The following is a 23,528-nucleotide window of genomic DNA, read 5'->3' as shown; positions in this document are numbered from 1 at the left end:
CGGTCCGCTCCAGCCCGTCCTCAGGCGGTCAGCTGCCGCTTCGAGGAAATGACGCCGGTGTTGAACCCGGCCAGGTTCAGTCCGCCATGGAACCGGGCGTGCTCGATCTTGATGCAGCGGTCCATCACCACGTCCATTCCTGCTGCCTCCGCGTCCCGGGCCACTTCCTCATGCCAGGACCCCAGCTGCAGCCACAGCGTTTTCGCGCCAACGGCCAGGGACTCCGCCAGCACCTGCGGCAGGTCATCGTGGCGGCGGAACACATCCACGATGTCCGGTACCTCGGGCAGGTCCGCCAGCGAGGCGTAGACCGGCCGGCCCAGGATCTCCCGGGCCACCGGATTCACGAAATAGACCGTGTACGGCGAGGAGGAGAGCAGATACGTGGCCACGAAGTAGGACGCGCGGGAGGGCTTGTCGGAGGCGCCGACAATGGCGATCGACCGTGCCCGGCGCAGCAGCGTGAGCCGTTCGGGAGCGCCCGGCCCGCTCCAGGTCCGCGGCTCGGATTCGATTTCAGCTGACACGGGCGGGCTCCTCGAAGGTCGGCACAACAGATACGGCGGCGGCATCGGCGGACACTACCGCGTCAAGGGCTTGGTCCAGGTCCCAGAGGATGTCCTCAAGGTTCTCCAGTCCCACGGAAATGCGGATCAGGTCCTCGGCGACGCCGGCGGCGGACAACTGCTCGGTGGAGAGCTGGCCGTGCGTGGTGGATCCGGGATGGATGACCAAGGTCCGTGAATCACCCACGTTCGCCAGGTGGGAGGCCAGCTGCAGGGCCTCGATAAAGGCTCTGCCGGCCTCGCGGCCGCCGCGGACGCCAAAGCTGAAGACCGATCCCGGCCCCTTGGGCAGGTACTTTTTGGCCCGTTCATGGTGCGGGTGGGACGGCAGGCCGGCGTAGCTGACCCACGATACGCGCGGGTCGGCTTCCAGCCATTCGGCCACGGCCTGCGCGTTTTTCAGGTGTTCATCCAGGCGCTGCGGGAGGGTTTCCACGCCCTGCAGCAGGGCAAATGCCGATGTTGCGCTCAGCGTCGGTCCAATGTCGCGCAGCTGCTCGGAGCGCAGTTTGGTCAGGAACCCGTACTCGCCGAAGTTTCCCCACCAGGAGATGTTGCCGTAGCTGGCCACGGGTTCGGTCATGGCGGGGAACTTGCCGTTGCCCCAGTTGAACTTTCCGGATTCGACGACGACGCCGCCCAGCGTGGTGCCGTGCCCGCCGAGGAACTTGGTGGCGGAGTGAATCACGATGTCCGCGCCGTGCTCGAACGGGCGCACCAGGTACGGCGTGCTCAGGGTGGCATCGAGGATCAGCGGCACGCCGGCGTCGTGCGCCACCTTCGCCAGCCCGGCAATGTCGGTGACTTCGCCGCTGGGGTTGGCCACCACTTCGGCGTACACGGCCTTGGTGTTCTCCCGGATGGCGGCGGCGTAATCGGCCGGGTCGGTGCCGGGAACGAAAGTGGTGTCGATGCCGAAGCGGCGCAGGGTGACGTCGAGCTGGGTTACCGTGCCGCCGTACAGCTGGGCAGCGGCCACAATATGGTCGCCGGCCCCGCACAGGGCGGCGAAGGTCACGAATTCCGCGGACATGCCCGACGCCGTGGCCACCGCCCCGATGCCGCCCTCGAGTGAGGCGATGCGTTCCTCGAAGGCAGCGACGGTCGGATTGCCGATGCGGGAGTAGATGTTGCCGTACTTCTGCAGCGAGAAGAGGTTGGCGGCGTCGTCGGTGTCTTTGAAGACAAACGATGTGCTCTGGTAGATGGGCACGGCGCGGGCGCCGTGTGGCGTCGGGCGTTCCGCCGGCGTGCAGGGCACGGGTCCGGAAGCCGAACTGGCGATCACTCATGAAATGAGTGCTCCTTTCTGGTCACCGCGGCAAAGCGGCTGGTTGATCGTTGCAAGTTGGGGTCGGCGGACGAAGAATGTTCAGCAGGGACGGGTATACAGCGGACGGGCAGCGGCGCAGGACGCCGGACGGACCAGCGAAGGACAGCACTCCCATGGATGAATATGTCGTTGTCATTGAAACCGGCTACAAGCTGGCCGCCTCCACGCACAAGATCACGGCCACGGACCCGCTGCCGCGCCCTGAGGCGAACCGGTTGTTCCTGGAACTGCTGGACGGGATGCACGCCGATCTGCTCCCCGCGAAGGCGGACACCACCTACCTGGAGGTCTCGCCGACGGAGTTCATGCGCATCCACCGCCTGATGGGCGGCGTGGCGGTCCTGGACCGGGTGACGCTGGCGCGCGTTCACTGAGCCGCTTCCCGCCGGGCACCGCAGATGCGCGCAATGTCGGGGATGCACGGTTCGTTCTGCAGGCTGGTGGTATCGCCCAGCCCGGTGCCCTCATACAGCTGGGTCAGCAGCCGGCGCATGATTTTCCCGGAGCGGGTCTTGGGCACATCGGGAACGACGACGACGGCGGCCGGCTTGGCGATCGGCCCGATTTCCCGGGCAACGTGGGCCCGCAGCTCCGCGGTGACGCGGCGGGTGAACACCGGGTCCGCCGGTCCCGGTGCGGGCAGGGCCTCCGCCGCGGCCGCCGAGAGGACCACGAAGGCAGCCACCGCATGTCCGGTGGTCGGATCGGCGACCGGGCAGACCCCGGCCTCGGTGACCCAGGGATGGGAGACCAGGGCCGATTCGATTTCGATGGTGGACAGGCGGTGCCCGGACACGTTGAGCACATCGTCGGTGCGGCCGAGGATCCAGGTGTCGCCGTCGTCGTCGTACTTGGCGCCGTCGCCCGCCAGGAACCAGCCCTGCCGCGCATACTGCCGCCAGTAGGAGGACAGGTAGCGCTGCGGGTCGCCCCAGACCGTGCGGGCCATGGCCGGCCCGGTCCGGTCTAGCACGATGAATCCCTGCGTGTTCGGCGGCACCGCGGCTCCGGCCTCATCCACGATCCTGGTGCTCACGCCGGGCAGCGCACGGGAGGCGCAGCCGGGTTTGAACGCTGTGTCCGTGGGGCGCGGGGAAAGGATGGTGGCGCCGGTTTCTGACTGCCACCAGGTGTCGATGACCGGTACTTCGCCGCGGCCGAGCTGGTCGCGCATCCAGCGCCAGGCCTCGGGGTTCACCGCTTCCCCCACCGTGCCCAGCAGCCGGATGGAGGAGAGGTCGTATGTGTCCGGAATGCCGTCGGGGAACCAGCCCATCAGGGACCGGACCAGGGTGGGCGCCGTGTAGTAGCTGGTTACCTGGTACCGCTCGATGATCTCGAAGTGCCGGCCCGGATGCGGGGTGTTGGGGGTGCCCTCGAAAATCACTTGGGTGGCGCCGTTGGCGAGCGGCCCGTACATCTCGTACGTGTGGGCGGTGACCCAGGCCAGGTCCGCGGTGCACCAGTGAACGTCGCGCCCGCGGGCGGAGTGGTCCGGGTTGGCGAACAGGTACTCGTAGCTCCAGGAGGCCTGGGTCAGGTAGCCGCCCATGGTGTGGACCAGGCCCTTGGGTTTTCCGGTGGTGCCGGAGGTGTACATGATGAACAGCGGTGTTTCCGCATCAAAGGCCTCCGGCTGGTGGACGTCCGACGCCGTGTCGACGGTTTCGTGCCACCAGACATCGCGTCCCTGGACCCAGGCGATCTCGGATCCGGTCCGCCGGATCACCAGCACGTGCTCGACGGCGTTGGTTCCGGCAACGGCCGCATCGGCGTTGTCCTTGACCGGCACCGCCTCTCCGCGGCGGAACTGGCCGTCGGTGGTGACCAGCAGCTTCGCCCCGGTGTCCTCGACCCGGAACTTCAGGGCTTCGGCGGAGAAACCGCCGAAGACCAGCGAATGGACGGCACCGATCCGGGCGCAGGCCAGCGTAATGACGATGGTCTCCACCAGCACCGGAAGGTAAATGACCACCCGGTCCCCGCGGCCGATGCCCAGGGCCAGCAGGGCATTGGCGGCGCGGGAGACGTCCCGCTGCAGCTGCGCATAGGTGATGGTCCGGCGGTCGCCGGGCTCGCCCTCAAAGTGCAGGGCCACGTTGCCGCCGCGCCCGGCGGCCACATGCCGGTCCACGCAGTTCACCGCGACATTGAGCGTGCCGCCGGCGAACCACTCAATCACGGGAACGCTGTACTCGGCGTCGGCTTCGGGGATTTCCGCTCCGCTGAGGCGCTGCGGGGGAGTGAAGGTGTGCGCGGTGTGCCAGGGCTGCTCCCACTGGAGCCGCCCGGCGGCGGCTTCCCAGAAGGCGATTCGTTCGGCTTCGGTGGATGGGTCGGCGGCGGTTAGGTCCGCGGTGGCTTCGATGGTTGGAGTCACGCCCATTTCTTCACCGCCCATTTCTCGGCCAGACCGAGCAGGGCATCGGTGAGCTTGCCGATGACGGCGAGCAGCACGATGGCCAGCAACAGGCGGTCGGTGCGCCCGTTGTTCTGCGAATCAATCAGCAAAAAGCCCAGGCCCATCGAGGAGGCGATGAGTTCGGCGGCGACCAGGAACAGCCAGGCCTGCGCCAGCGCCAGCCGCAGGCCGGAGAAGACCGCCGGCACGACGGCGGGCAGCTGCACCGTTGTCAGCAGTTTCAGGCCGTTGAGGCCGAAGGCCCGGGCAGCTTCGACCAGGTTCCGGTCCACATGGCGCAGGGCCAGGGACACGGTGGTGAACACCGGGAAGAACGCGCCGATGGCGATCAGCGTGATCTTGGAATCTTCGCCGATCTTCAGCCACAGGATCAGCAGCGGCACCCAGGCCAGGGACGGGACGGCGCGCAGCGCGCCGATCGCCGGGCCCAGCAGGACCTCCGCCAGCCGGGACAGCCCCAGCAGGGCGCCCAATGCCAGTCCCAGCAGGGCTCCCGCGGCAAAGCCGATGAGGACCCGCTGGGTGGAAATGGCGATGTGCAGGCCGAGCTGGCCTCGGTCGATGAGGTTGGCCGCCGCGGTGTAGACGGCGGCGGGGGAGGGCAGTTGGACGGCGGTGAACACACCGGCGGCCGTGCTGAGCTGCCAGGCCGCGAGCAGCACGGCGGGAACCACCAGGCCCAGGGCGAGCCGTACCCCGCGGCGGGAGAGGCGCCCGGCAGGGGTGGAGTTCCGCCCCGGTGCGGAGGGAGCGGGCGCGGCCGGGACCGCAGCCGCTGCGCTGTTGCCGGTCAGCTGTGGATTTTCGAGGTGCGCCATCAGGATTCCTTCACCGCATCCGGGTCGGCGTTCTTTACGTAGGAGTCGTCGAAGAGGCTGTCCAGGGCGGAGTCAATGCCGGCCTGGTCCGCCACGTCTCCGGTGTCCACGAGGGTGGGACCAATTTTCTCCAGCACGCTGCGCTGCGCCGCGCCGGGAGCCGGATCGACGTCGAGGTTGCTGCGTTCCAGGATCACCGTCTGCGCCACGGCCGGGTCCAGGCCGGCAACATCGGCGAGGATGCTTGCTGTTTCCTCCGGGTTCTCCGCGGCCCAGACCCGGGCTTTCTCGTAGGCGTTCACCACGGCCTGCGCGAGTTCGGGATCCTCGTCGAGGAAAGCCTCGTTGGCGGCCAGCAGGCCGTAGGTGTTGAAGTCCAGGTTCCGGTAGATCAGCCGGGCGCCGTTCTGCTCGGCGCCGGCCATGATCGGATCCAGTCCGGCCCACGCGTCCACCGAACCGTTTTCCAGTGCGGAGCGTCCGTCCGCGTGCTGCAGCTGCTCCACGGTGACGTCGTCAAGGCTCAGTCCGGCTTCCTCCAGCGCCTGCACCAGGAAGAAGTAGGGGTCGGTGCCCTTGGTCGCGGCCACCGACTTGCCTTTCAGGTCCGCCACCGAGGTGATGCCGGAATCGGCGCCCACCACCAGTGCGGACCACTCGGGCTGGGAGAAAACGTCAATGGCCGTGATCGGGGATCCGTTGGCCCGGTTGAGCAGGGCGGCGGACCCGGCGGTGGAACCGACATCGATCGCTCCGGACCGCAGGTTCTCGTTGGCCTTGTTGGAGCCGGCTGACTGCACCCATTCCACGCTGACGCCGTCGTCGGCCAGCGTGGACTCCAGCCAGCCCTGGTCCTTGATGATCAGGCTCAGCGGATTGTAGGTGGCGAAGTCCAGGGTGAGGGTGCCGCCGTCGGCTCCGTTTGCGTTGGCTGCGGCGTCGGAATCCTCGCCTGCCACGCAGCCGGTCAGGAGCAGGGATGCGGCTGCGGCTGCTGCGGCCAGGGTCTTGAGCGTCGTGCGGGCGGCGGGGCGGGACGGAAGGGAACGGCTGTTCATGGAAGTTCTTTCTGGTGGGAAGGCTGCGGAAGGCGCGGTTCATGCGCAACAGGGCGCAAAACGGCTGGGGAGGAGCGGCCCGGTAGGGGCGCTGCCCGGGGAAAGAGCTGTTAGTGGCGGTCAACGCCGAGGCGGGCCAGGAGCTCGCCGCGCATTCGGGCCAGCTCCGCCGAGGCGCGGTTCCGCGGCCGGCTGCCCGGTACGGTGATGACGTCGGTGATGGTGGCTCCGGGGCGCCGGGTTCCTTGCCGAGGATGATGATGCGGTCCGCCAGTTGAAGGGCTTCATCCACGTCGTGGGTTACCAGCAGCACCGTGGTGGGGGTGGCCTTGTGGACCGCGAGCAGCAGGTCCTGCATTTTGAGCCGGGTCAGCGCGTCCAGGGCGCCGAAGGGTTCATCGAGCAGGAGCACTCCGGGGTGCGGGCCAGCGCCCGGGCGAGGGAAGCGCGCTGCGCCATGCCTCCGGAGACAGCCCGCGGACGGTGCTTGGCGAAGTCCGCCAGCTCCACGAGCTCCAGCAGTTCGGCCACTTTGGCCTTGCCGTGTTTGGCGCTGGTGCCCTTGGGCAGCCCCATCGCGATGTTGGCCTGCAGGGTTTGCCAGGGCAGCAGCCGGGGTTCCTGGAATGCGACGGCGCAGCGGTCGTCGATCCCGCGCACTGCAGTGCCGTTGATCAGCACTTCCCCGGTGCTGGCGGCATCCAGCCCGGCGGCGGCGCGCAGCAGGGTCGATTTCCCGCAGCCGCTGGAGCCCAGGATGGCCAGGACCTCTCCCGGGGACACCTCGAAATTGATGTCGCGTAAGACCTGGTGGGACGTCGGCCCGGTGCCGAAGCTGCGGCCCAGGCGGGAAAACGTGACGGGAAGGGCGGGGCCGGCGGGCGCGTGCACCGGGGTGCCGGCCGGCGGAGCGGCAGGGGACTGTGAAGCCAAGGCTGTCATGTTAACTCTCCATCGGTCCTGGCAGTAGCACCCTACGGAAAGCACCTTGGGCCGGTGAGGGCCTCCTGCGGTGTTGTCCTCGTTATTGCCGTTCCTCAAGGAGGAGGTACGGCAACCAGGGTTGCTGCGGCTTCACTGATCCAGGTCTCTCAGCCGCTCGGGATGGTCAAGTGCTACTAAACGCGTCATTGCGGAAACCGGCAAGTCCCCCGCGTAATATTTCGGCGGACCGGCCCGGGGGAATGTGGATAGGTACCTGCCGGCAGCCCGTGACCTTTTATTAACCGCCGGCTCAGCCCCGGCGGTTAATAAAAGGTCACAGGCTTCCCTCGGGCGGCCGGACTGTGCAGATACTGGAGCCGAAGGATCATGAGTCCCAACGCGAAGCTCTGGCTGGTTGGGCGGCAACCCTCTTCTCCGTAGCGGGGTGCCCCAGATGAGGATCCGGCCGTGCCGCGTCCGCGGACGGCAAGTACGGCGTTCCGCCATGGAGCGTCCCGTTCCGAAAGGCTCCCATGACCGAGCACCAAGACCCGGACAGCCTGCGCCAGATCCGTTTCAACGCCTTCGACATGAACTGCGTCGGCCACCAGTCGCCCGGGCTGTGGCGCCACCCGCAGGACCGGTCAGCCAACTACACGGACCTCAACTACTGGACCCATTTGGCGAAAACCTGCGAGCGTGGACTGTTCGACGGCATTTTCCTGGCCGACGTCCTGGGCACCTACGACGTGTACGGAAATTCCAATGACGCCACGCTGCGCCAGGGAACCCAGGTGCCCGTGAACGATCCGCTGCTGCTCGTGTCCGCGATGGCACTGGTGACCGAGCACCTCGGCTTCGGCGTCACCGCCGGAACCGCCTACGAGCATCCGTACCCGTTTGCCCGCCGGCTCTCCACCCTGGACCACCTCACCAACGGCCGGGTGGGCTGGAACGTCGTTACCGGGTATCTGCCCTCCGCCGCCCGGAACCTGGGCGCCCGGGACCAGCTCGAACACGATGAGCGCTACAACCACGCCGACGAATACCTCGAAGTGATCTACAAACTGCTCGAAGGCTCCTGGGAGGACGACGCCGTCGTCCGCGACAAGGAGCGAGGCATCTTCACCGACCCGGCCAAGGTCCACGACATCAATCACGAGGGCAAGTACTTCACCGTCCCCGGCATCCACATCAGTGAACCGTCGCCGCAGCGCACGCCGGTGATCTACCAGGCCGGCGCCTCTCCGCGCGGGATCGCATTTGCGGCCGCCAACGCGGAGGCGGTTTTCGTCGGAGCGCCCACCAAGGAAAAGCTCAAGGCCACGGTCACCCGGATCCGGGACGCCGCCGAGGCCGCGGGACGGGACCGGCACTCCATCCGCATCTACACGCTGATGACCGTGATCACCGCCGCGACCGCCGAAGAAGCCGCGGCCAAACACGAGGAATACCGGCAGTATGCCAGCCACGAGGGGGCGCTGGCCCTGATGTCCGGCTGGATGGGGGTGGACCTGTCCACCTACAACCTGGACGAGCCGCTGGGCAACGTGAAGTCCAACGCCATCCAGTCCGCGGCGGCGAACTTCCAAAACCCGCGGACGACGGCGAACCGTGGACCGTGCGCGACATCGCCGACTCCGCGGGCATCGGCGGCCTCGGCCCGCGCATGGTCGGATCCGGCGCGGAAATCGCGGAGGAGATGATCCGCTGGCAGGAGGAAACCGACGTCGACGGCTTCAACCTGGCCTACGCCATCACGCCGGGGACGTTTGAGGACATCGTCGAGTTTGTGGTGCCCGAGCTGCAGCGGCGCGGTGCCTACCGCACCGGGTATGAACCCGGAACCCTGCGCTCCAAGCTGTTCGGCCGGGGGAGCCGGCTGCCCGCGGAGCACCGCGGAGCCTCCTACCGGTTGAAGACCGGCGAGTACGCTGCTCCCGGCCCGGCTTCCGTGCCGGGGCGTTGACCGTTCATCGAAGCGGCTCCTAGGTTGGAAAGGCGGCGCATCCCCTTCCCGAGCGTCTTTCCCACCTGAGCAGGAGCCAGCCATGGAACACCCATCCAGCGCCACCGGATTCGCTCTCTCCGCGGACGGAACCCGCATCGCTTGGTCCCGCCAGGGCAGCGGGCCGCCGCTGGTGATTGTCGATCCTCTCCTGGCCAACCGCAGCAGCTCCAGCACCCGGGTCCTGGCCGACCTGCTGTCGGAGAACCACACCGTGTTCACCTATGACCGGCGGGGAACAGGGAGAGTGATACGGGGGAGGAATACACCGCCGAGTCCGACGTCGACGATCTGCTGGCCGTGGTGCAGGTGGCGGGCGGTTCCGCCAGCCTCTACGGGTTTGCCTCCGGAGCTTTCCTGGCGCTGCGCGCCGCCGAGGAGTCTGCGGTAATCACCCGGGTGGTGGCGCTGGAACCGACATTGACCCTGGACGAGGGCGAGGACGAACTGCTGCTCCTGCAGACCGAACTTGAGGGCCTGGGCGGTGTCCGGGTTCCGGTTCTCGTTCTGGCCGGCAGCACCAGCGGCGACGAGGCCCAGGACTTGGCCCGCCGCGCCGCGGATGCCCTGGATGAAGGGGAGTTCCAGCTGCTGGAAGGCGACACGGCCAGCGTCCCCGATGCCGCGCTCGCCGATGCCATCAAATCCTTCCTGCGCTGAGCGTTCCCGGCAGCACGGGCGTAAGCTGGTGCCCCTTCTCGGTTTCCATTCCAGCAAAGGACGGCACATGGCAGTTGACGGCGCACAGGTAAATGACCCGGCGGTAGTGGAGCGCCTGCTGCGGCACAAAGGCCGGTGGGCCGTGGTCGGGCTCTCCAACAACCCCAGGCGGACGGCGCTGGGCGTGTCGAAGTACCTGCAGGACCACCTGGGCATGGAGATCATCCCGGTGAGCCTCAAGGGCGACGACGTCCACGGCAACAAGGGGTACCGCCGGCTCGGCGACATTCCGGGGCCGATCGACGTCGTCGACTGCTTTGTAAACTCCGCCCGGGTGGGCGACGTGGTGGATCAGGCCATCGAAGCCGGCGCCAAAGCGGTGTGGCTGCAGCTGGGCGTCATCGACGAAGCGGCCGCCCGCCGGGCGGCGGAGGCGGGCCTCGACGTCGTGATGAACACCTGCCCCGTCATCGAGGCTCCGCACTACGGACTGTAAAGACAGTCCCTGCAGTGGCCGGGACGGCCGGGCCTACAGCTTGCCGAAGCGGGCCCGCAGGATCCCGGTGTAGAGCCCGTAGCAAATGAGGCCCGCGCCCACCGCCCCCAGCACCAGCCAGCCGAACGGCTGCTCGCGCAGGGCGTGCAGGGCGCCGTCGAGCCCGCTGGAACGCTCGGGATCGGCCGTGGCGGCGGCAACCATCACCAGGACGCCGAGGACGGCCAGCGAAATGCCCTTGGCAATAAAGCCGAGAACACCGGTGACCGTGACCGCGCGGTCCCACGCTCCGGGCGGCACGGCGCCCAGATCCCTGCGGAACCGGCGGCTGACACCCTTGAACACGAAGTAGCCGCCGACGGCAAGGTTCCCAGCCCCACCAGGCCCAGCAGCAGTGCCCCGGCGGGCTGGGCCATAAGCCGGGCACTCCAGCTGGCGGAACTCTCGCCGCTGTCCGTTCCGCCGCCCAGGGCAAACGATCCGAAGGTCACGCCGATGGCACCGTAGGCGGCGGCCTGGCTTGCCGCCGAACCGCGCATCTTCCACAGGTCCTTGTCCTTCAGCGCACCGCCCCCCAGCCAAATCCGGGAGACCTGGAACAGTGCCAGGGCCAGGCATCCCAGGAAGCAGATCCAGAGCAGGACGAGTCCGCCCGGCTGCCCGGCGAGAGTGGCCACCGCGCCGGACGAATCCGCGTCGCCGCTGCCGCCGGAGGCTATCTGCAGCGCGATCACGCCGATCAGCACGTGCAGCAGCCCGCTTGCGGCGTACCCCATCCGCGCTGCGCGTTCGAACCCCTTCGAATCGGCAGCCCTTTCCGCGGCTGAGGCCAGCTTGCCCCCGTGTCCTGTACGAGCCAACGTGTCCTCCATGGGTACGGGCGCCTCCGCAGGGGCGCACCGGATGAATGTGGTTTCTTCCATCCTGTCACTTATGGCGCCGCCGCGGCGCCGCGGACTACGCTCGGAGGATGGACGCGGCAGAGGTGAAACGGGTGTGCCTGCAGTTCCCGGGGACATACGAGGATTTTCCGTTCGGACCGGAGGCATCCGTGTTCAAGGTCCAGGCCGCCGGTGGAAAGGCCAAGATGTTCGCCCTGTGCTGGCTGGGCAGCTCACCGCTGACCGTCAGCCTCAAATGCGAGCCGGAGCTGGCGCTGCAGTTGCGTGCCGCTCATTCCCAGATCACCGGGGCATGGCACATGAACAAGAAGCACTGGAACTCCGTCCGGCTCGACGGCGGGCTGGGCGCGGACCTGGTGCATGACCTCGTGGAAGATTCGTACGACCTGGTGGTGGCGTCGCTGCCGCGGCGGGACCGTGAGTCGCTGGCGTGGAAGGGACTGGCCGGCGGGTGAGCAGGGCCCTGAGCTATCCGGACCCCGGCTATACCCGCCGGCCCTATCCCCAGCCGCTGACCCAGCGCTGGCCCGGGGGCTACCGGCTGGTGCTGCGCCGGGAGAAGCTGGGCGTGCCGGATCCGGCGGCAGGATTCCTTCGGCTGGCCAACGGCATCCTGAACTGGGAGCTGCACCGGCTCTCGGGACTGCGGGTGGCTGCGGCGACTCCCCGAGCTGCGAGCGGTGTGGAAATGGCCTCCGGGGTCGGGCTGGGGCCGCTGCGGTACTACGCGCCGTGCCGGGTGCTGTGGGCGGAGGAACCCGCGCTCGACGACGGCGGGGCGCCGGTTCCGGGGCAGCGCGCCGGGTTCGGCTACGGGACCCTAAAAGGGCACCCGGAGCAGGGGGAGGAAGGGTTTTACGCCGAGTTGGACGAAGCTTCCACCCTGGTGTTCCGGGTGGCTGCCTACAGCCGGCCCGCCAACCGGCTGATCGCCGCGGGTGACTTCGCCAACCGGGCGGTCCAGCAGCTCATCACCCGGCGGTATCTCGCTGCGGCCTACACGCTGGCGTCGGGCCGCTGAGCTGCGTCCAGGATGAAGCTCACGCCCAGGCCCGGGGTTTCCACCGGAAGGAAGCCGGCTGAGAGCAGCAGGGACTGGGACGCGGCGTTTTCCGGTTCGGTGTGAGCCAGGACCCGTGACACCGCGGCCTCCGCCAGGGCATGCCGTGCCAGCAGGGTGAGTGCTTCGGTGGCGTAGCCGTGGCCGCGCCGGGACGGGACCACGCTGTAGCTCACCTCAACGTCGCCTTCTTCGGGCAGGAGCAGGAAGCCAATGGTGCCCACCACCTCGGCGGTTGAACGTTCGCGGATAAGCCGGGTGGTCAGGGGCTGTTCCACGGAATTCAGGCCGGCTTCGAAGAACTGCCGGGCGGCGTCGTGGTCGGTGGGCTGGGGAAAATCAGGGGCCCAGTCATCCAGCCGGGTCTGGACGATCAGGGCATCCAGCTCGGCGGTGGAAATGGGCGCAAGGTGCAGTCGTTCAGTGGAAAGACCGTTGGCCGGGACGGAAGGTTCCGCGGTCGATGCTGTGTGGTCAGGGGTCAAAGTCACTGGCTCATTCTGCCTGCCCGCTTCCAGTTTGCCCTCATTTGGTGAGCAATATCTTTTCGTGCCCTGCCCTGCCCTGCCCTGCCGTGCCCTACCCCTGCCCCGGGACGGGCGAAGGTGCGCTTCCCGGGGCGGGGAAACGCACCTTCAACTGTTTTCACGGGTGGGGAAGGGTCAGCCGAAGTGCTTCGGCAGGGTCCCCTCGTACGCTTCCTTTAGTTCGGACAGCGGCAGCGAGAAGTGGCCCTGGAAGTCCAGCGCCTCGATCTCGGTGTCCACCACGCCGATGCGCATGTGCGCGTAGCCGCGGGCGCCGCACATGTCCTTGAACCGGACCTCTTCGCTGCGGGCCACGGCCACCACGGCACGGGACTGCGACTCGGAGAACAGCATGGTGAACAGGTCCACGCCGTCCCGCTCGCAGGCTTCATCCAGTCCGATCCGGGCGCCCACGCCGAAGCGCAGCGCCATTTCGGACAGTGCTGCGGCCAGGCCGCCCTCGGACAGGTCGTGCGCGGCGTCGATCATGCCGTCACGGGAAGCGTTGACCAGCAGCTCGCCCAGCAGCTTTTCCGTTTTCAGGTCCACGGCCGGCGGCCGTCCGCCCAGGTGCCCGTGGAGGTTCGCGAATTCGGAGCCGTCCAGCTCGTCCCTCGTGACGCCCATCAGATAAATCGCCTGGCCGTCCTCGCGCCAGCCCGACGGCGTACGCCGCGCGACGTCGTCGAACACTCCCAGCACGCCCACCACGGGGGTGGGATGGATGGCGACGCCGCCGGTCTGGTTGTACAGCGAGACGTTGCCGCCGGTGACCGGAATGCCCAGTTCCCGGCAGCCGTCGGCCAGGCCGCGGACGGCTTCGGCGAACTGCCACATGACTTCGGGATCCTCGGGGGAGCCGAAGTTCAGGCAGTCCGAGACGGCCAGCGGGGTGGCGCCGGAGGTGGCGACGTTGCGGTAGGACTCGGCCAGGGCCAGGCGGGCACCCTCGTACGGGTCCAGGTAGGCGTAGCGTCCGTTCGCATCGGTGGAGATGGCCACGCCCAGGCCGGTGGTTTCGTCCACGCGGATGACGCCGGCGTCGTCGGGCATCGCCAGTGCGGTGTTGCCCTGCACGTAGCGGTCAAACTGGTTGGTGACCCAGGACTTGTCACACATGTTCGGTGAAGCCATCAGTTCCAGCATGGCCTTCTTGACCGCATCGGAGCCGAAGGGCCGGGTTTCGGCGAAGGAATCCGCCTGCAGCTGATCCTGCCATTCGGGACGGTGGAACGGGCGGTGGTAAACAGGCCCCTCGTGCGCGACAGTCTTGGGATCCACGTCCACGATCGTTTCGCCGGCCCAGTCAATGACCAGCCGGCCGGTGCCGGTGACCTCGCCGAGCCAGGAGTATTCCACGTTCCACTTGGCCATGATCGCTTCAAACGCCTCGACGTTTTCCGGCGTTACCACGGCCATCATGCGTTCCTGCGATTCCGACATCAGGATTTCGCCCGGGGTCAGGGTGGGATCGCGCAGCAGCACATTGGTCAGTTCCACGTGCATGCCGCCGTCGCCGTTGGAGGCCAGCTCCGACGTCGCGCAGGAAATGCCGGCCGCACCGAGGTCCTGGATGCCTTCCACCACGGAGGCCTTGAACAGTTCCAGGCAGCACTCGATGAGCACCTTTTCGGCGAACGGGTCGCCGACCTGGACGGCGGGGCGCTTGGAGGGCTTGTCCGCGTCGAAGGATTCGGAGGCCAGCACGGAGGCGCCGCCGATGCCGTCGCCGCCGGTGCGGGCGCCGAAGAGCACCACCTTGTTGCCGGTGCCGGAGGCGTTGGCCAGGCGGATGTCCTCGTGCCGCATGACGCCCACGGCCAGCGCGTTCACCAGCGGGTTGCCCTGGTAGACGGAGTCGAAGACCAGCTCGCCGCCGATGTTCGGCAGGCCCAGGGAGTTGCCGTAGCCGCCGATGCCGGACACGATGCCGTGCACCAGCCGGGCGGTGTCGGGGTGGTCGATGGCGCCAAAGCGCAGCGGATCCATGACCGCCACCGGGCGGGCGCCCATGGAGATGATGTCGCGGACAATGCCGCCGACGCCGGTCGCGGCGCCCTGGTAGGGCTCCACGAAGGAGGGGTGGTTGTGGGACTCGACCTTGAAGGTCACGGCCCAGCCCTCGCCGATGTCGACGACGCCGGCGTTCTCGCCGATGCCGACCAGCAGGTGTTCCTTCATCTTGTCGGTGACCTTCTCGCCGAACTGCGACAGGTGCACCTTGGAGGACTTGTAGGAGCAGTGCTCGGACCACATGACCGAGTACATGGCCAGTTCCGCCGCGGTGGGGCGGCGGCCCAGGATTTCCACGACGCGGTTAAATTCGTCTTCCTTCAGGCCCAGTTCAGCCCAGGGAAGGTCGGTGTCCGGTGTGGCGGCGGCGTGCTCGACCGTGTCGATGCGGAACTTCTTCGCGCCGGTGGCGGAATCTGCGGAAACGGTCGTGATTTGCCTCCGGCAACAAGCGAGGTGAGTACTGAGGTGAAGATGCCCAGGCCGTCGGTGCCGTAGCCCAGCCCGACCTCGCCGTAGGCGGAGGCGTCCGGGCCGAAGCCCGCCTCCACGGCGTGCTCCGGGTGGGGCATGAGCCCCACCACGTTGCCGGCCGCGTTGGATATGCCGGCAATGTTCCGGCGCGAGCCGTTGGGGTTGACGCCGTCGTAGCGGAACACCACGCGGCCCTCGCCCTCGAGCTCGTCCAGCGTCTTCTCATCGGCGACGTACTGGCCGTCCTGGTTCTTCAGCGGAATCACCATGCCGGAGTCCTTGGCGTACGCGGAGGTCCAGGCCGTGGTGTTGTTTTCCACGCGCAGCAGCTGGTCCGCGCAGGAGAACTTCAGGTGGTTGTTCTTGATCATGGAGCCGGGCAGCAGGTGCGCCTCGGTGAGGATCTGGAAGCCGTTGCAGATGCCCAGCACGGGCATGCCGGCCTTGGACGCGTCCACGACCTTGTCCATCAGCGGCGCGAAGCGGGCAATGGCTCCGGCGCGCAGATAGTCGCCGTAGGAAAAACCGCCGGGAATGATGACGGCGTCCACGTCCTGCAGGTTGGCTTCGGCATGCCAGAGTCCGACGGCGGTGCCGCCGGCGATGGTCACGGCGCGGGCGGCGTCGCGGTCATCCAGCGTGCCGGGGAAGGTGATGATGCCGACCCGGACGGCCCGCAGGGCGTCATTGTCGGGGACGACCGAGAAGTCGCCGATCAGGGAGTGCTCAAAATCAGGCCTCCGGGAGAACTTCGACGCGGGTGACGTCTTCGATCACCGGGTTGGAGAGCAGTGTGGCGGCCGCGGTGCGGGCCTGCTCCAGGACCTCCGGCGTCACGTCGCCGTCCACGGTCAGCTCGAACCGCTTGCCCTGGCGGACGCCGGTGAAACCGGTCAGGCCCAGCCGCGGCAGGGCGCCGGCGATAGCCTTGCCCTGCGGATCGAGGATTTCGGGTTTGGGCATGACGTCAACAACGATCCGGGGCATCCGGGCAACTCCTGTGAGAGAAATGGGTGGCCGCGGACCCTGCCGTCTCACGCTGATTCAGCGCTCCGCGAGCTTGCACTGCCATTCTAGCGGCGTTTGTCCCGGCCGTCCTTTCGTGTCGCGGGACCAGCCGTAACGCCTCCGGGCCGCCATCCAACCCTGGATGGCGGCCCGGAGGCGGTGGTGCAGTGGTGTGCTGGTCCGCTGCCCCGGCGGGAATCAGGCCGGAACGCTCATTTGGAAGCCGCAGCGGCACCGCAGCAGGGTGGTGTCGAGCTGGACCTCGGGTACCGCGACGGCGTCCGGTCCGGTGTGAAGAGGCTCAAAAATCGACACGGAGCCGGTGTCCTTCGGCTGCATCGGCTCGCCGCAGTGCAGGTATTCGGCGGCTGTGCCGGGCACATTAATCCGGCGGGCCCATACCGGGGAGTGCTGTACGGGATGCCCGTAAAACCGGTCGCACTCCGCGCAGGTGTAGTTAATTTCCAGGAACTCCGCGGCATCTTCGCCGACTGCCGGTTCCACGGATTCGATAATCAGGTATTCATCCGTCCCGCAGTGGGTGCACCACGGGACGTTGGGTTCCGGGGCGGGATCGGCCGCGCCTTCGGGTCTTGCCTGCGTTGACATAATCGTTCCTCCATTTCAGGTCCGGACGGAGAACTCCATCGCCCAGAACGAGTTATAAGCATGCTTACTGAGTGTACGCAAGGCGTTCCCGCGGTGACAAGTCTCGAAACGGTTCTCCGGCGGGGACGTGGTGGCCCGGTGCGCAGACAGGTTTATGTCCGCCGCAGGCGTGAGAACCCCCGCCGGTCCGGCAGCGCCGTCTACCCCGCGGCTCCGGCGGGGGCGAGCAGCCCGGTAAGGCTTTCCCAGCGGCTGATCTCGCAGCCGTTGTTGACGGAGAACTCGCGGTCCACGGCCACGCCCTGGATGGTGCCGCTGACCTGCGCCCGCTGCGGGCCCTTGGTGATCTGCGTGCACATAATGTTCGGATCCGCCGGCGCGAAGGCTTCGGCCCCCTGCCCGGCCAGGGCAGCGCAGGCGGCCGCCGGATCAGGGGTGCCGGAGGTGCCAACCGGGGCGGCGCCGTCGCACTCCAGGGAATACGTGTCGGTGACGTCGGTGCCTTCCGCGCGGAACTCGATGGTCAGGGACGTGGCCGCCGGCGACGACGGCGACGACGGCGATGTGGGAGCGGCGGCGGGACTCGGGGAGGCGGAGCTGGACGGCGGCGGCGACGCATCTTCGTCCGGTCCGCTGCCGGCCGAACTGCCGCAGCCGGTCAGCAGCAGGGCGGCCGCAAGTGGGATGAGTATGGTGCGGAGCGGACGGAACATGAGTGAGACCTCCAGCTAGGGTGGTCCCAGCCTAACCGGACACCCCCGGCGTCCCGCCGGAAGTTCAGCCGGAAGTTCCTTCCGAACCCTCCCCGGAGTCGGCTGCTGCCCGGGCCTGGGCCAGGTAATAGGGGCCCTGCCCGGGATAGTAGTCCTCGAATTCGGGGGTGGTGCCTCCAGTAAGCGACGCCGTCAGCCGGTCAAGGTAGTACTCCCAGCCCGGGCCGACGCTCTCCGCCGCCAGCGGGTCATCCAGGTGGTGGATGAACTCCAGTCCGGTTCCGCCGGAGCTGTCCCGGAACCGCACCTCCAGGTCCCAGCTGCCGTATTCGTCCTCGACCAGCAGGCGGAGCACTTCCGGCGCGGTGCATTCGGCAACCTGCACCCGGCTCCAGGAGGCCTTCCTCGTACAGCATCTGCAGGTCAACGGTTCCACCCGGGCCGGGGGTGCCGTCCCAGCGGCCGAACCACCGGGCAGCCTCCTCCGGATCCGTGAAGCTGCGCCAAAGCGCCGACGGCGGTGCGGTGAAGTTCCGGGGAACGGTCAGGTCGTAGGACTGCGGTCCGGTGCGCGCGACGCGGCCGGTGGGTTCGAGTTGCATAGCTGCTCCTGAAGGGGTTCCAGCAGGTCAAGGATACGGGCCCGCAGCAGCTGGGATTCCTCGCTGAAACCGCGCTGGGCGGCAACGTAGGTTCCCCGCCCGGCGGGCGTTTCCACCGGGATCGGGGTGTACCCCCAGTCCTGCAGGTCATAGGGGGAGGCCCGCATGTCCATGACGCGGATCCGCCAGGACAACTCAAAGCAGTCCATCACCAAGTCGCTTGGCAGCAGGGGAGCCAGCTTGTAGGTCCACTTGTACAGATCCATGTTGGCATGCAGGCATCCCGGTTGTTCAAGGTCCTGCTGGTTTTCCCGCGTGGGCGTGAGCTCATTGAGCGGAACGGCCTGGGGCGTGTAAAAGCGGAAGGCATCGATGTGTGTGCACCGGATCCGGCTCTTCTCCACGAGCTGGTCCGTTCCCTCCGCCCCCAGTCGCAGCTGCAGGTAGTCATGCCGGACACCGTTGACTTCGGACTTGTAGGCCATGGCCCACTCGTGCATGCCGAAGCAGCCCAGGGACGCTTTCCGCGCTGCCGTCCGCGAGAGCAGGGTGCGGGTGAAGTCGACGGCGCTGCCCCGTGCGGCGCTGAAAGAGTCCAGGTCCACGGTGACCGCCGGCATGGCGGCGTCGATTCCTTCCCTGGCCAGTTCGGCGCCGGTCAGGGAGCGGTAAAACTTCCAGCCGGCCCGCTCCGCCGCCGCCGGGCCGGTGAGGACGACGCCGGCACCGGGGTGCCAGCGCAGCAGCTGGCCGGGCTTCTGGGAGTAGTAGGTAAAGAGGAAGTCCTCCACCGGATGCTTGCGTCCCGCGGAGCGGCGGTCCAGGAAACCGTCCACGAACGGCTGCACGCGTTCGCGGTGTTTCCGGGCCAGCGGCAGCCATTGATCCTCGGTGAGGACGGAGGAGACGACGGCGGGGGAGGGGAAATCGGTCACTGCACCATTATCCCGCGTCCGATCCGGTTTCCGACGCCCCCGTTCCATCCCGGGTTAGCGAGCCGGGGCGGGCCGGCGGCCGGCCTCACCTTCATCCGCAAGATCCCCGCCGCCGGAGGCCGGGGTACCGGTGCCCGGTTCCTCGGAGGCATCTTCAGCGGTCCAGCCGTCGGCGTACTCGCCGGATTCGTAGTTGTAGTCCACCGGGCGGCCTTCCTCGTCGGTGCGCTGGTACCAGTCTGTGACAGTGGCGTCATAAGAATCGAAACCGGCGCCCGCACCCTCGCCGTCGGGCGTCTTTTCGATGGTGATGGCGAAGTTGTCCCCGTGCTCGTCAATACCTGCCCGCACCGCGTTTTCCAGCGCGTGGGCTGCGTACTCGCTCCGGATGGTCAACGGATCGGTCGACAGATCGCGTACGAATGCCACCATCATCAGCAACAGGATCACGGCGAAGGGCAGGGCGGAGACGGTGATCAGGTTCTGCAGCCCTTCGAGGGCACTGTTCCCGCCAACCAGCAGCATCACCACAGCGATGCCCATCATGGCCAGGCCCCAGAAGGTGATGACCTTGCGGTCCGGTACCGGCTTGCCGCGCTGGGAGAGTGTGCCCATCACCACTGATGCGGAGTCCGCCGATGTGATGAAGAAAATCGCGACGCAGAACATCGCCAGGAACGTCGTGATCCCGCTGAGCGGCAGCCCGTCCAGGACCTGGAAGAAGAGATCCTGCGGAGAGGTGTCAATGTCGATGCCGGGCTGGCCCTGCGTGCGCATCCAGATGGCGGTGCCGCCGAAGATCCCGAAAAAGACGATAGAGACCAGGGTAGGCACCACCAGGACGTACTGGACATACTCGCGTAGCGTGCGGCCGCGGGAGATGCGCGCCAGGAACATGCCCACGAAGGGCGACCAGGAGATCCACCAGGCCCAGTAGAAGACGGTCCACGAGGCGGAGAACGCCGCGGCGTCCTCGCCCCATGACGGACCCTTGCCCATCATCTGCAGGAGATCGGAGAAGTATTCGCTCACGGAGGAAGGAATGAGGTTCAGCAGGAACAGGGTGGGCCCGGCGAGGAACACAAAGATGACCAGCGCCAGCGCCAGAGACATGTTGATACTGGAAAGCCAGCGGATCCCGCGGCTGACGCCGGAGACGGCGGAGGCAATGAAGGCAGCAGTCAGGATGGCGATGATGCCGATCAATGCTGCGTTGGGCAGTTTGCCGATGCCGGAGACGATCTCGACTCCGCGCCCGATCTGCAGTGCGCCGATGCCCAGGGACGCCGCTGTGCCGAACAGGGTGGCAACAATGGCGAACATGTCGATGGCCCGGCCCGCCAGTCCGGCGGTGCGGGAGCGGCCTAGCAGGGGCGCAAAGATGGAGCTCATCAGCGGCACCCGGCCGCGGCGATGGGTGCCATAGGCCACCGCTGCACCGACGAGCGCGTAGATCGCCCACGCGTTCAGGCCCCAATGGAAGTAGGTCTGCGCCATCGCTTTGTGCATCGCCTCGGCTGTCTCCGGGTCTGCAGTTCCCGGCGCCGGGGAGAGATAGAAAGCCAGCGGCTCGTACGGGCCGAAGAAGAACAGGCCGATGCCCACCCCTGCCGAGAACATCATGGCGATCCAGGAAAACTTGGAGTATTCCGGCTTCTCACCGTCCACCCCCAGGGGGATCTTCCCGAAGCGGCTGAAGCCCACAAACAGCATAAAGATGAGCACCACCGCGATGAGCGAGCTGAAGAACCAGCCGGTGTTTTCCACCACCCAGGCCAGGGCCACATCCGAGACAGTCTTGAGGCTTTCGGTGGAGAAGACGCCCCAGCCCACAAAACCAAGGATCAGGACGGCTGCAACGCCGAAGACCAGGCGGTCGGTGCCGTAGCGCACCCGTTGCTCATCAACGCCGATGCCGGGGACCAGCCCCGGATGCATGTCGTGCGGATACTGCGTTTCGCGGCGCAGGACCTTGGCAGCACGCTCCCGGGCCGTGGGTTTCCGTGACGGGGTACTGCCGCCTGATTCCGGCTGCTGGTGTGCTGGACGCGTTGCCACGTAACTCTTCTCCTCGGGGCGCTGTGGGTGCCCTTGGGTAAACAGGACCTTAGGGAGGATAGTCGCGGTTCGGAGGCAATTCCACCTGCTTTTCCATAAAGCGGAGAATCCGGGGCTGCCATAGCACACGCAATTGTTATCAGTCCGTTGCCATTTTCAGGACAAAGTTTCGGGCATTTTGAAACCCGCCTTCCTGCTGTTACCGCTCGGTTCCAGGGGCGGATTGTGCGGCGGAAATCAGGCGGCGCATGATGCTGTTGAGCTCCTCCACTTCGGTGCGGTCAAGGCCCAGACGGTCCATCATGGTTCCGGGCACCGCCAGGGCCCGGGAGCGGAGGGCCCGGCCGGCCTCGGTGAGTTCGACGGCGAGGGCGCGGTCATCGCCGGGTGCCCGGTTTCGGGTCACCAGGCCTGCTGCCTCGAGCCGCTTCAGCATGGGGGAGAGGGTGGCAGGCTCCATCAGGAGGGTGTCGCTGAGATCGCGGACCCGGCGCGGGCTCTGCTCCCAAAGGGCAAGCATGACCAGATACTGCGGATGGGTCAGACCCAGTTGCTCCAGCACCGGCTTATAGGCGCCGACGACGCTTCGGGAGGCTACAGAGAGGGCAAAGCACAGCTGATGTTCCAGCAGGAGGTCCTCATCGGCCCGGCTCATGTCCTTATCCCTTCGTAAAACCATTAGTGCACTAATGGTTAGCGTACTATGGGCTGCAGGCGGAAGATGTCGCGGAAAGGTGCAGGACATGGAGAACAAAGAGAGCTTTACCTCGAAGTTCATGCGGACCACCGGGAGGGTCCGGATGATTTTCGGTCCGGCACAGACCAGTTCCCTGGACCATCCCATGACCGACGAAAACCAGCAGCTGCTCAAGGAGCAGCAGGCGCAGGAAAAGGCGCTGTGGGAAACCGTCACGCGCGCCGACGGCAGCAGTTACATCGTTTCGCGCAAGCCGGAGTAACCTCGCCAGCCGGAACCCCGCCGGCGGGCGCCCGCAGAGCCTTAGCGGCCGGTGCCGCCGTACACGGTGGCCTCGGCGTCGCCGTCGAGCCCGAACGCTGCGTGGACGGCACGCACTGCCGTATCCAGCAGCGCGGCGTCGGTGACGACCGAGATGCGGATTTCCGACGTGGAGATCATGTCGATGTTTACGCCGGCGTGGTGCAGCGCTTCAAAGAAGCGGTGCGAAACGCCCGGGTTGGAGCGCATGCCGGCGCCGATCAGGGAGAGCTTGCCGATCTGCTCGTCGTAGTCGATGCTGTCGAAGCCCACCTCCGCCTTGGCGGCGTTGAGGGCGTCGATGGCGTCCTTGCCGTCAATGATCGGCAGCGTGAAGGAAATGTCGGTCTTTCCCGAGCCCTGGGTGGACACGTTTTGGACGATCATGTCGATGTTGGAGTTGGCGCCGGCCACGATGCCGAAGATCTCCGCGGCCTTGCCGGGAATGTCGGGAACGCCGATTACCGTGACCTTGGCTTCGGAACGGTCGTGCGCAACGCCGGAAATGATGGGCTGTTCCAAGGGTTCTCCTCTTGAATCTTGATCTTGTCATCGGGGCTGGGCAGCACCCAGGTTCCCTCATGCTGGCTGAAGGAGGACCGCACATGCAGCGGGACGCCGAAGCGGCGGGCGTACTCCACGCAGCGCAGATGCAGGATTTTGGCGCCCGAGGCGGCCATTTCCAGCATTTCCTCGCTGGAAATCGTGTCGATCTTCTGCGCTGACGGCGCGACGCGCGGATCGGCGGTGTAAATGCCGTCCACATCCGTGTAAATCTCGCAGACGTCGGCGCCCAGGGCGGCGGCGAGGGCGACGGCGGTGGTGTCCGATCCGCCGCGGCCCAGGGTGGTGATGTCGTGGCTTTCCTGGCTCATGCCCTGGAACCCGGCGACGATGGCGACGTCGCCCTTTTCGATGGCTGTCTTGATCCGGTGCGGCGATACGTCGATGATGCGTGCCTTGCCGTGAATGGCGTCGGTGATCATGCCGGCCTGGCTGCCGGTGAAGGACTGCGCGGACCCGCCGCGTTCATTGATGGCCATGGCCAGCAGCGCCATCGAAATGCGTTCGCCGGCGCTCAGGAGCATGTCCATTTCGCGGGCATTGCCGCCGGTGGTGATCTGTCCGGCCAGGTCCAGCAGTTCGTCGGTGGAATCGCCCATGGCGGACACCACCACCACCACCTCGTTACCGGCGGCGTGGGTGTCCACGACCCGCTTGGCGACGCGCTTGATGCCTTCGGCGTCCGATACGGAGGAACCGCCGAATTTCTGCACTATCAGGCTCATGCGTCCACGCTCTCTGCATCACTTCCGGTTTGCTGCCCGGCGACGTCCTCGGCGCG

21 protein-coding genes, 5 pseudogenes and 1 riboswitch are annotated in these 23,528 nt (G+C 67.1%); of the genes and pseudogenes, 7 read left to right on the top strand and 19 right to left on the bottom strand.

Annotated elements, in window-relative coordinates; translation table 11 throughout:
* Positions 1–20: 20 nt before the first annotated feature.
* Positions 21–515: a CoA-binding protein gene (locus OL239_RS00175; RefSeq protein WP_268911621.1), complete on the bottom strand. Its 495-nt coding sequence runs from the start codon at positions 513–515 to the stop codon at positions 21–23.
* A gap of 1 nt (position 516) precedes the next feature.
* Positions 517–1,858: pseudogene (locus tag OL239_RS00170) on the bottom strand (O-acetylhomoserine aminocarboxypropyltransferase/cysteine synthase family protein).
* A gap of 154 nt (positions 1,859–2,012) precedes the next feature.
* Here OL239_RS00170 and OL239_RS00165 point away from each other — a divergent pair.
* Complete coding sequence (locus OL239_RS00165; RefSeq protein ID WP_268910245.1) at positions 2,013–2,273, top strand: hypothetical protein; 261 nt, start codon at positions 2,013–2,015, stop codon at positions 2,271–2,273.
* Here the strand turns inward: OL239_RS00165 and acs are convergent.
* The 4 genes and pseudogenes from acs to OL239_RS00145 form a co-directional block, all read right to left on the bottom strand.
* Positions 2,267–4,285 carry an acetate--CoA ligase gene (gene acs / locus OL239_RS00160; protein WP_442864181.1) on the bottom strand — a complete coding sequence of 673 codons (2,019 nt, stop codon included), beginning with the start codon at positions 4,283–4,285 and terminating at the stop codon, positions 2,267–2,269. The genes OL239_RS00165 and acs overlap by 7 nt on opposite strands.
* A complete protein-coding gene (locus OL239_RS00155) occupies positions 4,276–5,139 on the bottom strand; it encodes an ABC transporter permease (protein WP_268910243.1) in 864 nt (287 codons plus the stop codon). Before OL239_RS00155 ends, acs begins: the two co-directional genes overlap by 10 nt.
* Positions 5,139–6,197 carry an aliphatic sulfonate ABC transporter substrate-binding protein gene (locus OL239_RS00150; RefSeq protein ID WP_268910242.1) on the bottom strand — a complete coding sequence of 353 codons (1,059 nt, stop codon included), beginning with the start codon at positions 6,195–6,197 and terminating at the stop codon, positions 5,139–5,141. Before OL239_RS00150 ends, OL239_RS00155 begins: the two co-directional genes overlap by 1 nt.
* A 110-nt stretch (positions 6,198–6,307) precedes the next feature.
* Positions 6,308–7,139 (bottom strand): annotated as a pseudogene (locus tag OL239_RS00145) (ABC transporter ATP-binding protein).
* A 365-nt stretch (positions 7,140–7,504) separates the two neighbouring features.
* Positions 7,505–7,620, top strand: a riboswitch (SAM riboswitch).
* A 34-nt stretch (positions 7,621–7,654) separates the two neighbouring features.
* Between OL239_RS00145 and OL239_RS00140 the strand changes: the two are divergent.
* The 3 genes and pseudogenes from OL239_RS00140 to OL239_RS00130 all read left to right on the top strand — a co-directional run bounded on the left by OL239_RS00140 (position 7,655) and on the right by OL239_RS00130 (position 10,285).
* Positions 7,655–9,090, top strand: a pseudogene (locus tag OL239_RS00140) (LLM class flavin-dependent oxidoreductase).
* Between the two features lie 339 nt (positions 9,091–9,429).
* Entirely contained in the window at positions 9,430–9,789 is a 360-nt protein-coding gene (locus tag OL239_RS00135; protein WP_268910241.1) for a hypothetical protein, read from the top strand.
* 67 nt (positions 9,790–9,856) lie between these two features.
* The gene (locus tag OL239_RS00130) at positions 9,857–10,285 is read left to right on the top strand and encodes a CoA-binding protein (protein ID WP_268910240.1); all 429 of its coding nucleotides are present in this window, start codon (positions 9,857–9,859) and stop codon (positions 10,283–10,285) included.
* Positions 10,286–10,318: 33 nt separating this feature from the next.
* Here the strand turns inward: OL239_RS00130 and OL239_RS00125 are convergent, their stop codons facing one another.
* Positions 10,319–10,489: a DUF1206 domain-containing protein gene (locus OL239_RS00125; RefSeq protein ID WP_268911620.1), complete on the bottom strand. Its 171-nt coding sequence runs from the start codon at positions 10,487–10,489 to the stop codon at positions 10,319–10,321.
* Positions 10,489–11,061 (bottom strand): DUF1206 domain-containing protein, encoded by a 573-nt coding sequence (locus OL239_RS00120; RefSeq protein ID WP_268910239.1) that lies wholly within the window; start codon positions 11,059–11,061, stop codon positions 10,489–10,491. Before OL239_RS00120 ends, OL239_RS00125 begins: the two co-directional genes overlap by 1 nt.
* 131 nt (positions 11,062–11,192) lie before the next feature.
* On the opposite strand from OL239_RS00120, the gene OL239_RS00115 reads away from it, so the two are divergent.
* Together OL239_RS00115 and OL239_RS00110 are read left to right on the top strand one after the other, a co-directional pair.
* Positions 11,193–11,642, top strand: a complete 450-nt coding sequence (locus tag OL239_RS00115; protein ID WP_329609308.1) for an MmcQ/YjbR family DNA-binding protein — start codon at positions 11,193–11,195, stop codon at positions 11,640–11,642.
* Positions 11,639–12,208 carry a DUF1990 family protein gene (locus tag OL239_RS00110; RefSeq protein ID WP_268910237.1) on the top strand — a complete coding sequence of 190 codons (570 nt, stop codon included), beginning with the start codon at positions 11,639–11,641 and terminating at the stop codon, positions 12,206–12,208. The genes OL239_RS00115 and OL239_RS00110 overlap by 4 nt, the downstream gene beginning before the upstream one ends.
* Here the strand turns inward: OL239_RS00110 and OL239_RS00105 are convergent.
* The 10 genes and pseudogenes from OL239_RS00105 to OL239_RS00060 all read right to left on the bottom strand — a co-directional run bounded on the left by OL239_RS00105 (position 12,184) and on the right by OL239_RS00060 (position 21,841).
* Complete coding sequence (locus tag OL239_RS00105) at positions 12,184–12,738, bottom strand: GNAT family N-acetyltransferase (RefSeq protein WP_268910236.1); 555 nt, start codon at positions 12,736–12,738, stop codon at positions 12,184–12,186. The two genes, OL239_RS00110 and OL239_RS00105, sit on opposite strands and share 25 nt — an antisense overlap.
* 171 nt (positions 12,739–12,909) lie before the next feature.
* Entirely contained in the window at positions 12,910–15,222 is a 2,313-nt protein-coding gene (gene purL / locus OL239_RS00100) for a phosphoribosylformylglycinamidine synthase subunit PurL (protein ID WP_268911619.1), read from the bottom strand.
* Positions 15,222–15,980, bottom strand: a pseudogene (purQ, locus tag OL239_RS00095) (phosphoribosylformylglycinamidine synthase subunit PurQ); the annotation flags it as partial. The pseudogene purQ and the gene purL, both read right to left, overlap by 1 nt.
* A 13-nt stretch (positions 15,981–15,993) precedes the next feature.
* Complete coding sequence (gene purS / locus OL239_RS00090) at positions 15,994–16,248, bottom strand: phosphoribosylformylglycinamidine synthase subunit PurS (protein WP_268910235.1); 255 nt, start codon at positions 16,246–16,248, stop codon at positions 15,994–15,996.
* 219 nt (positions 16,249–16,467) lie between these two features.
* On the bottom strand, positions 16,468–16,878 hold the full coding sequence (locus OL239_RS00085) for a hypothetical protein (RefSeq protein ID WP_268910234.1): 411 nt from the start codon (positions 16,876–16,878) through the stop codon (positions 16,468–16,470).
* 200 nt (positions 16,879–17,078) lie between these two features.
* Positions 17,079–17,591: a hypothetical protein gene (locus tag OL239_RS00080; protein WP_268910233.1), complete on the bottom strand. Its 513-nt coding sequence runs from the start codon at positions 17,589–17,591 to the stop codon at positions 17,079–17,081.
* Positions 17,592–17,655: 64 nt separating this feature from the next.
* The gene (locus OL239_RS00075; RefSeq protein WP_268910232.1) at positions 17,656–17,976 is read right to left on the bottom strand and encodes a hypothetical protein; all 321 of its coding nucleotides are present in this window, start codon (positions 17,974–17,976) and stop codon (positions 17,656–17,658) included.
* A 159-nt stretch (positions 17,977–18,135) separates the two neighbouring features.
* Positions 18,136–19,128 (bottom strand): 3-methyladenine DNA glycosylase, encoded by a 993-nt coding sequence (locus tag OL239_RS00070; protein WP_268910231.1) that lies wholly within the window; start codon positions 19,126–19,128, stop codon positions 18,136–18,138.
* 54 nt (positions 19,129–19,182) lie between these two features.
* On the bottom strand, positions 19,183–21,066 hold the full coding sequence (locus OL239_RS00065; protein WP_442864266.1) for a BCCT family transporter: 1,884 nt from the start codon (positions 21,064–21,066) through the stop codon (positions 19,183–19,185).
* Positions 21,067–21,385: 319 nt separating this feature from the next.
* A complete protein-coding gene (locus OL239_RS00060) occupies positions 21,386–21,841 on the bottom strand; it encodes a MarR family winged helix-turn-helix transcriptional regulator (RefSeq protein ID WP_268910229.1) in 456 nt (151 codons plus the stop codon).
* Positions 21,842–21,929: 88 nt separating this feature from the next.
* On the opposite strand from OL239_RS00060, the gene OL239_RS00055 reads away from it, so the two are divergent.
* Complete coding sequence (locus OL239_RS00055; RefSeq protein ID WP_268910228.1) at positions 21,930–22,145, top strand: hypothetical protein; 216 nt, start codon at positions 21,930–21,932, stop codon at positions 22,143–22,145.
* 41 nt (positions 22,146–22,186) lie between these two features.
* Here the strand turns inward: OL239_RS00055 and OL239_RS00050 are convergent.
* Positions 22,187–23,472 (bottom strand): annotated as a pseudogene (locus OL239_RS00050) (aspartate kinase).
* Positions 23,473–23,528: the final 56 nt, after the last annotated feature.

The organism is Arthrobacter sp. ATA002 (genome assembly GCF_026898095.1).
GTDB lineage: Bacteria > Actinomycetota > Actinomycetes > Actinomycetales > Micrococcaceae > Arthrobacter_B.
Note: the sequence above shows the minus strand (reverse complement) of the source record. Positions and strands in the feature narration are given on the sequence as shown.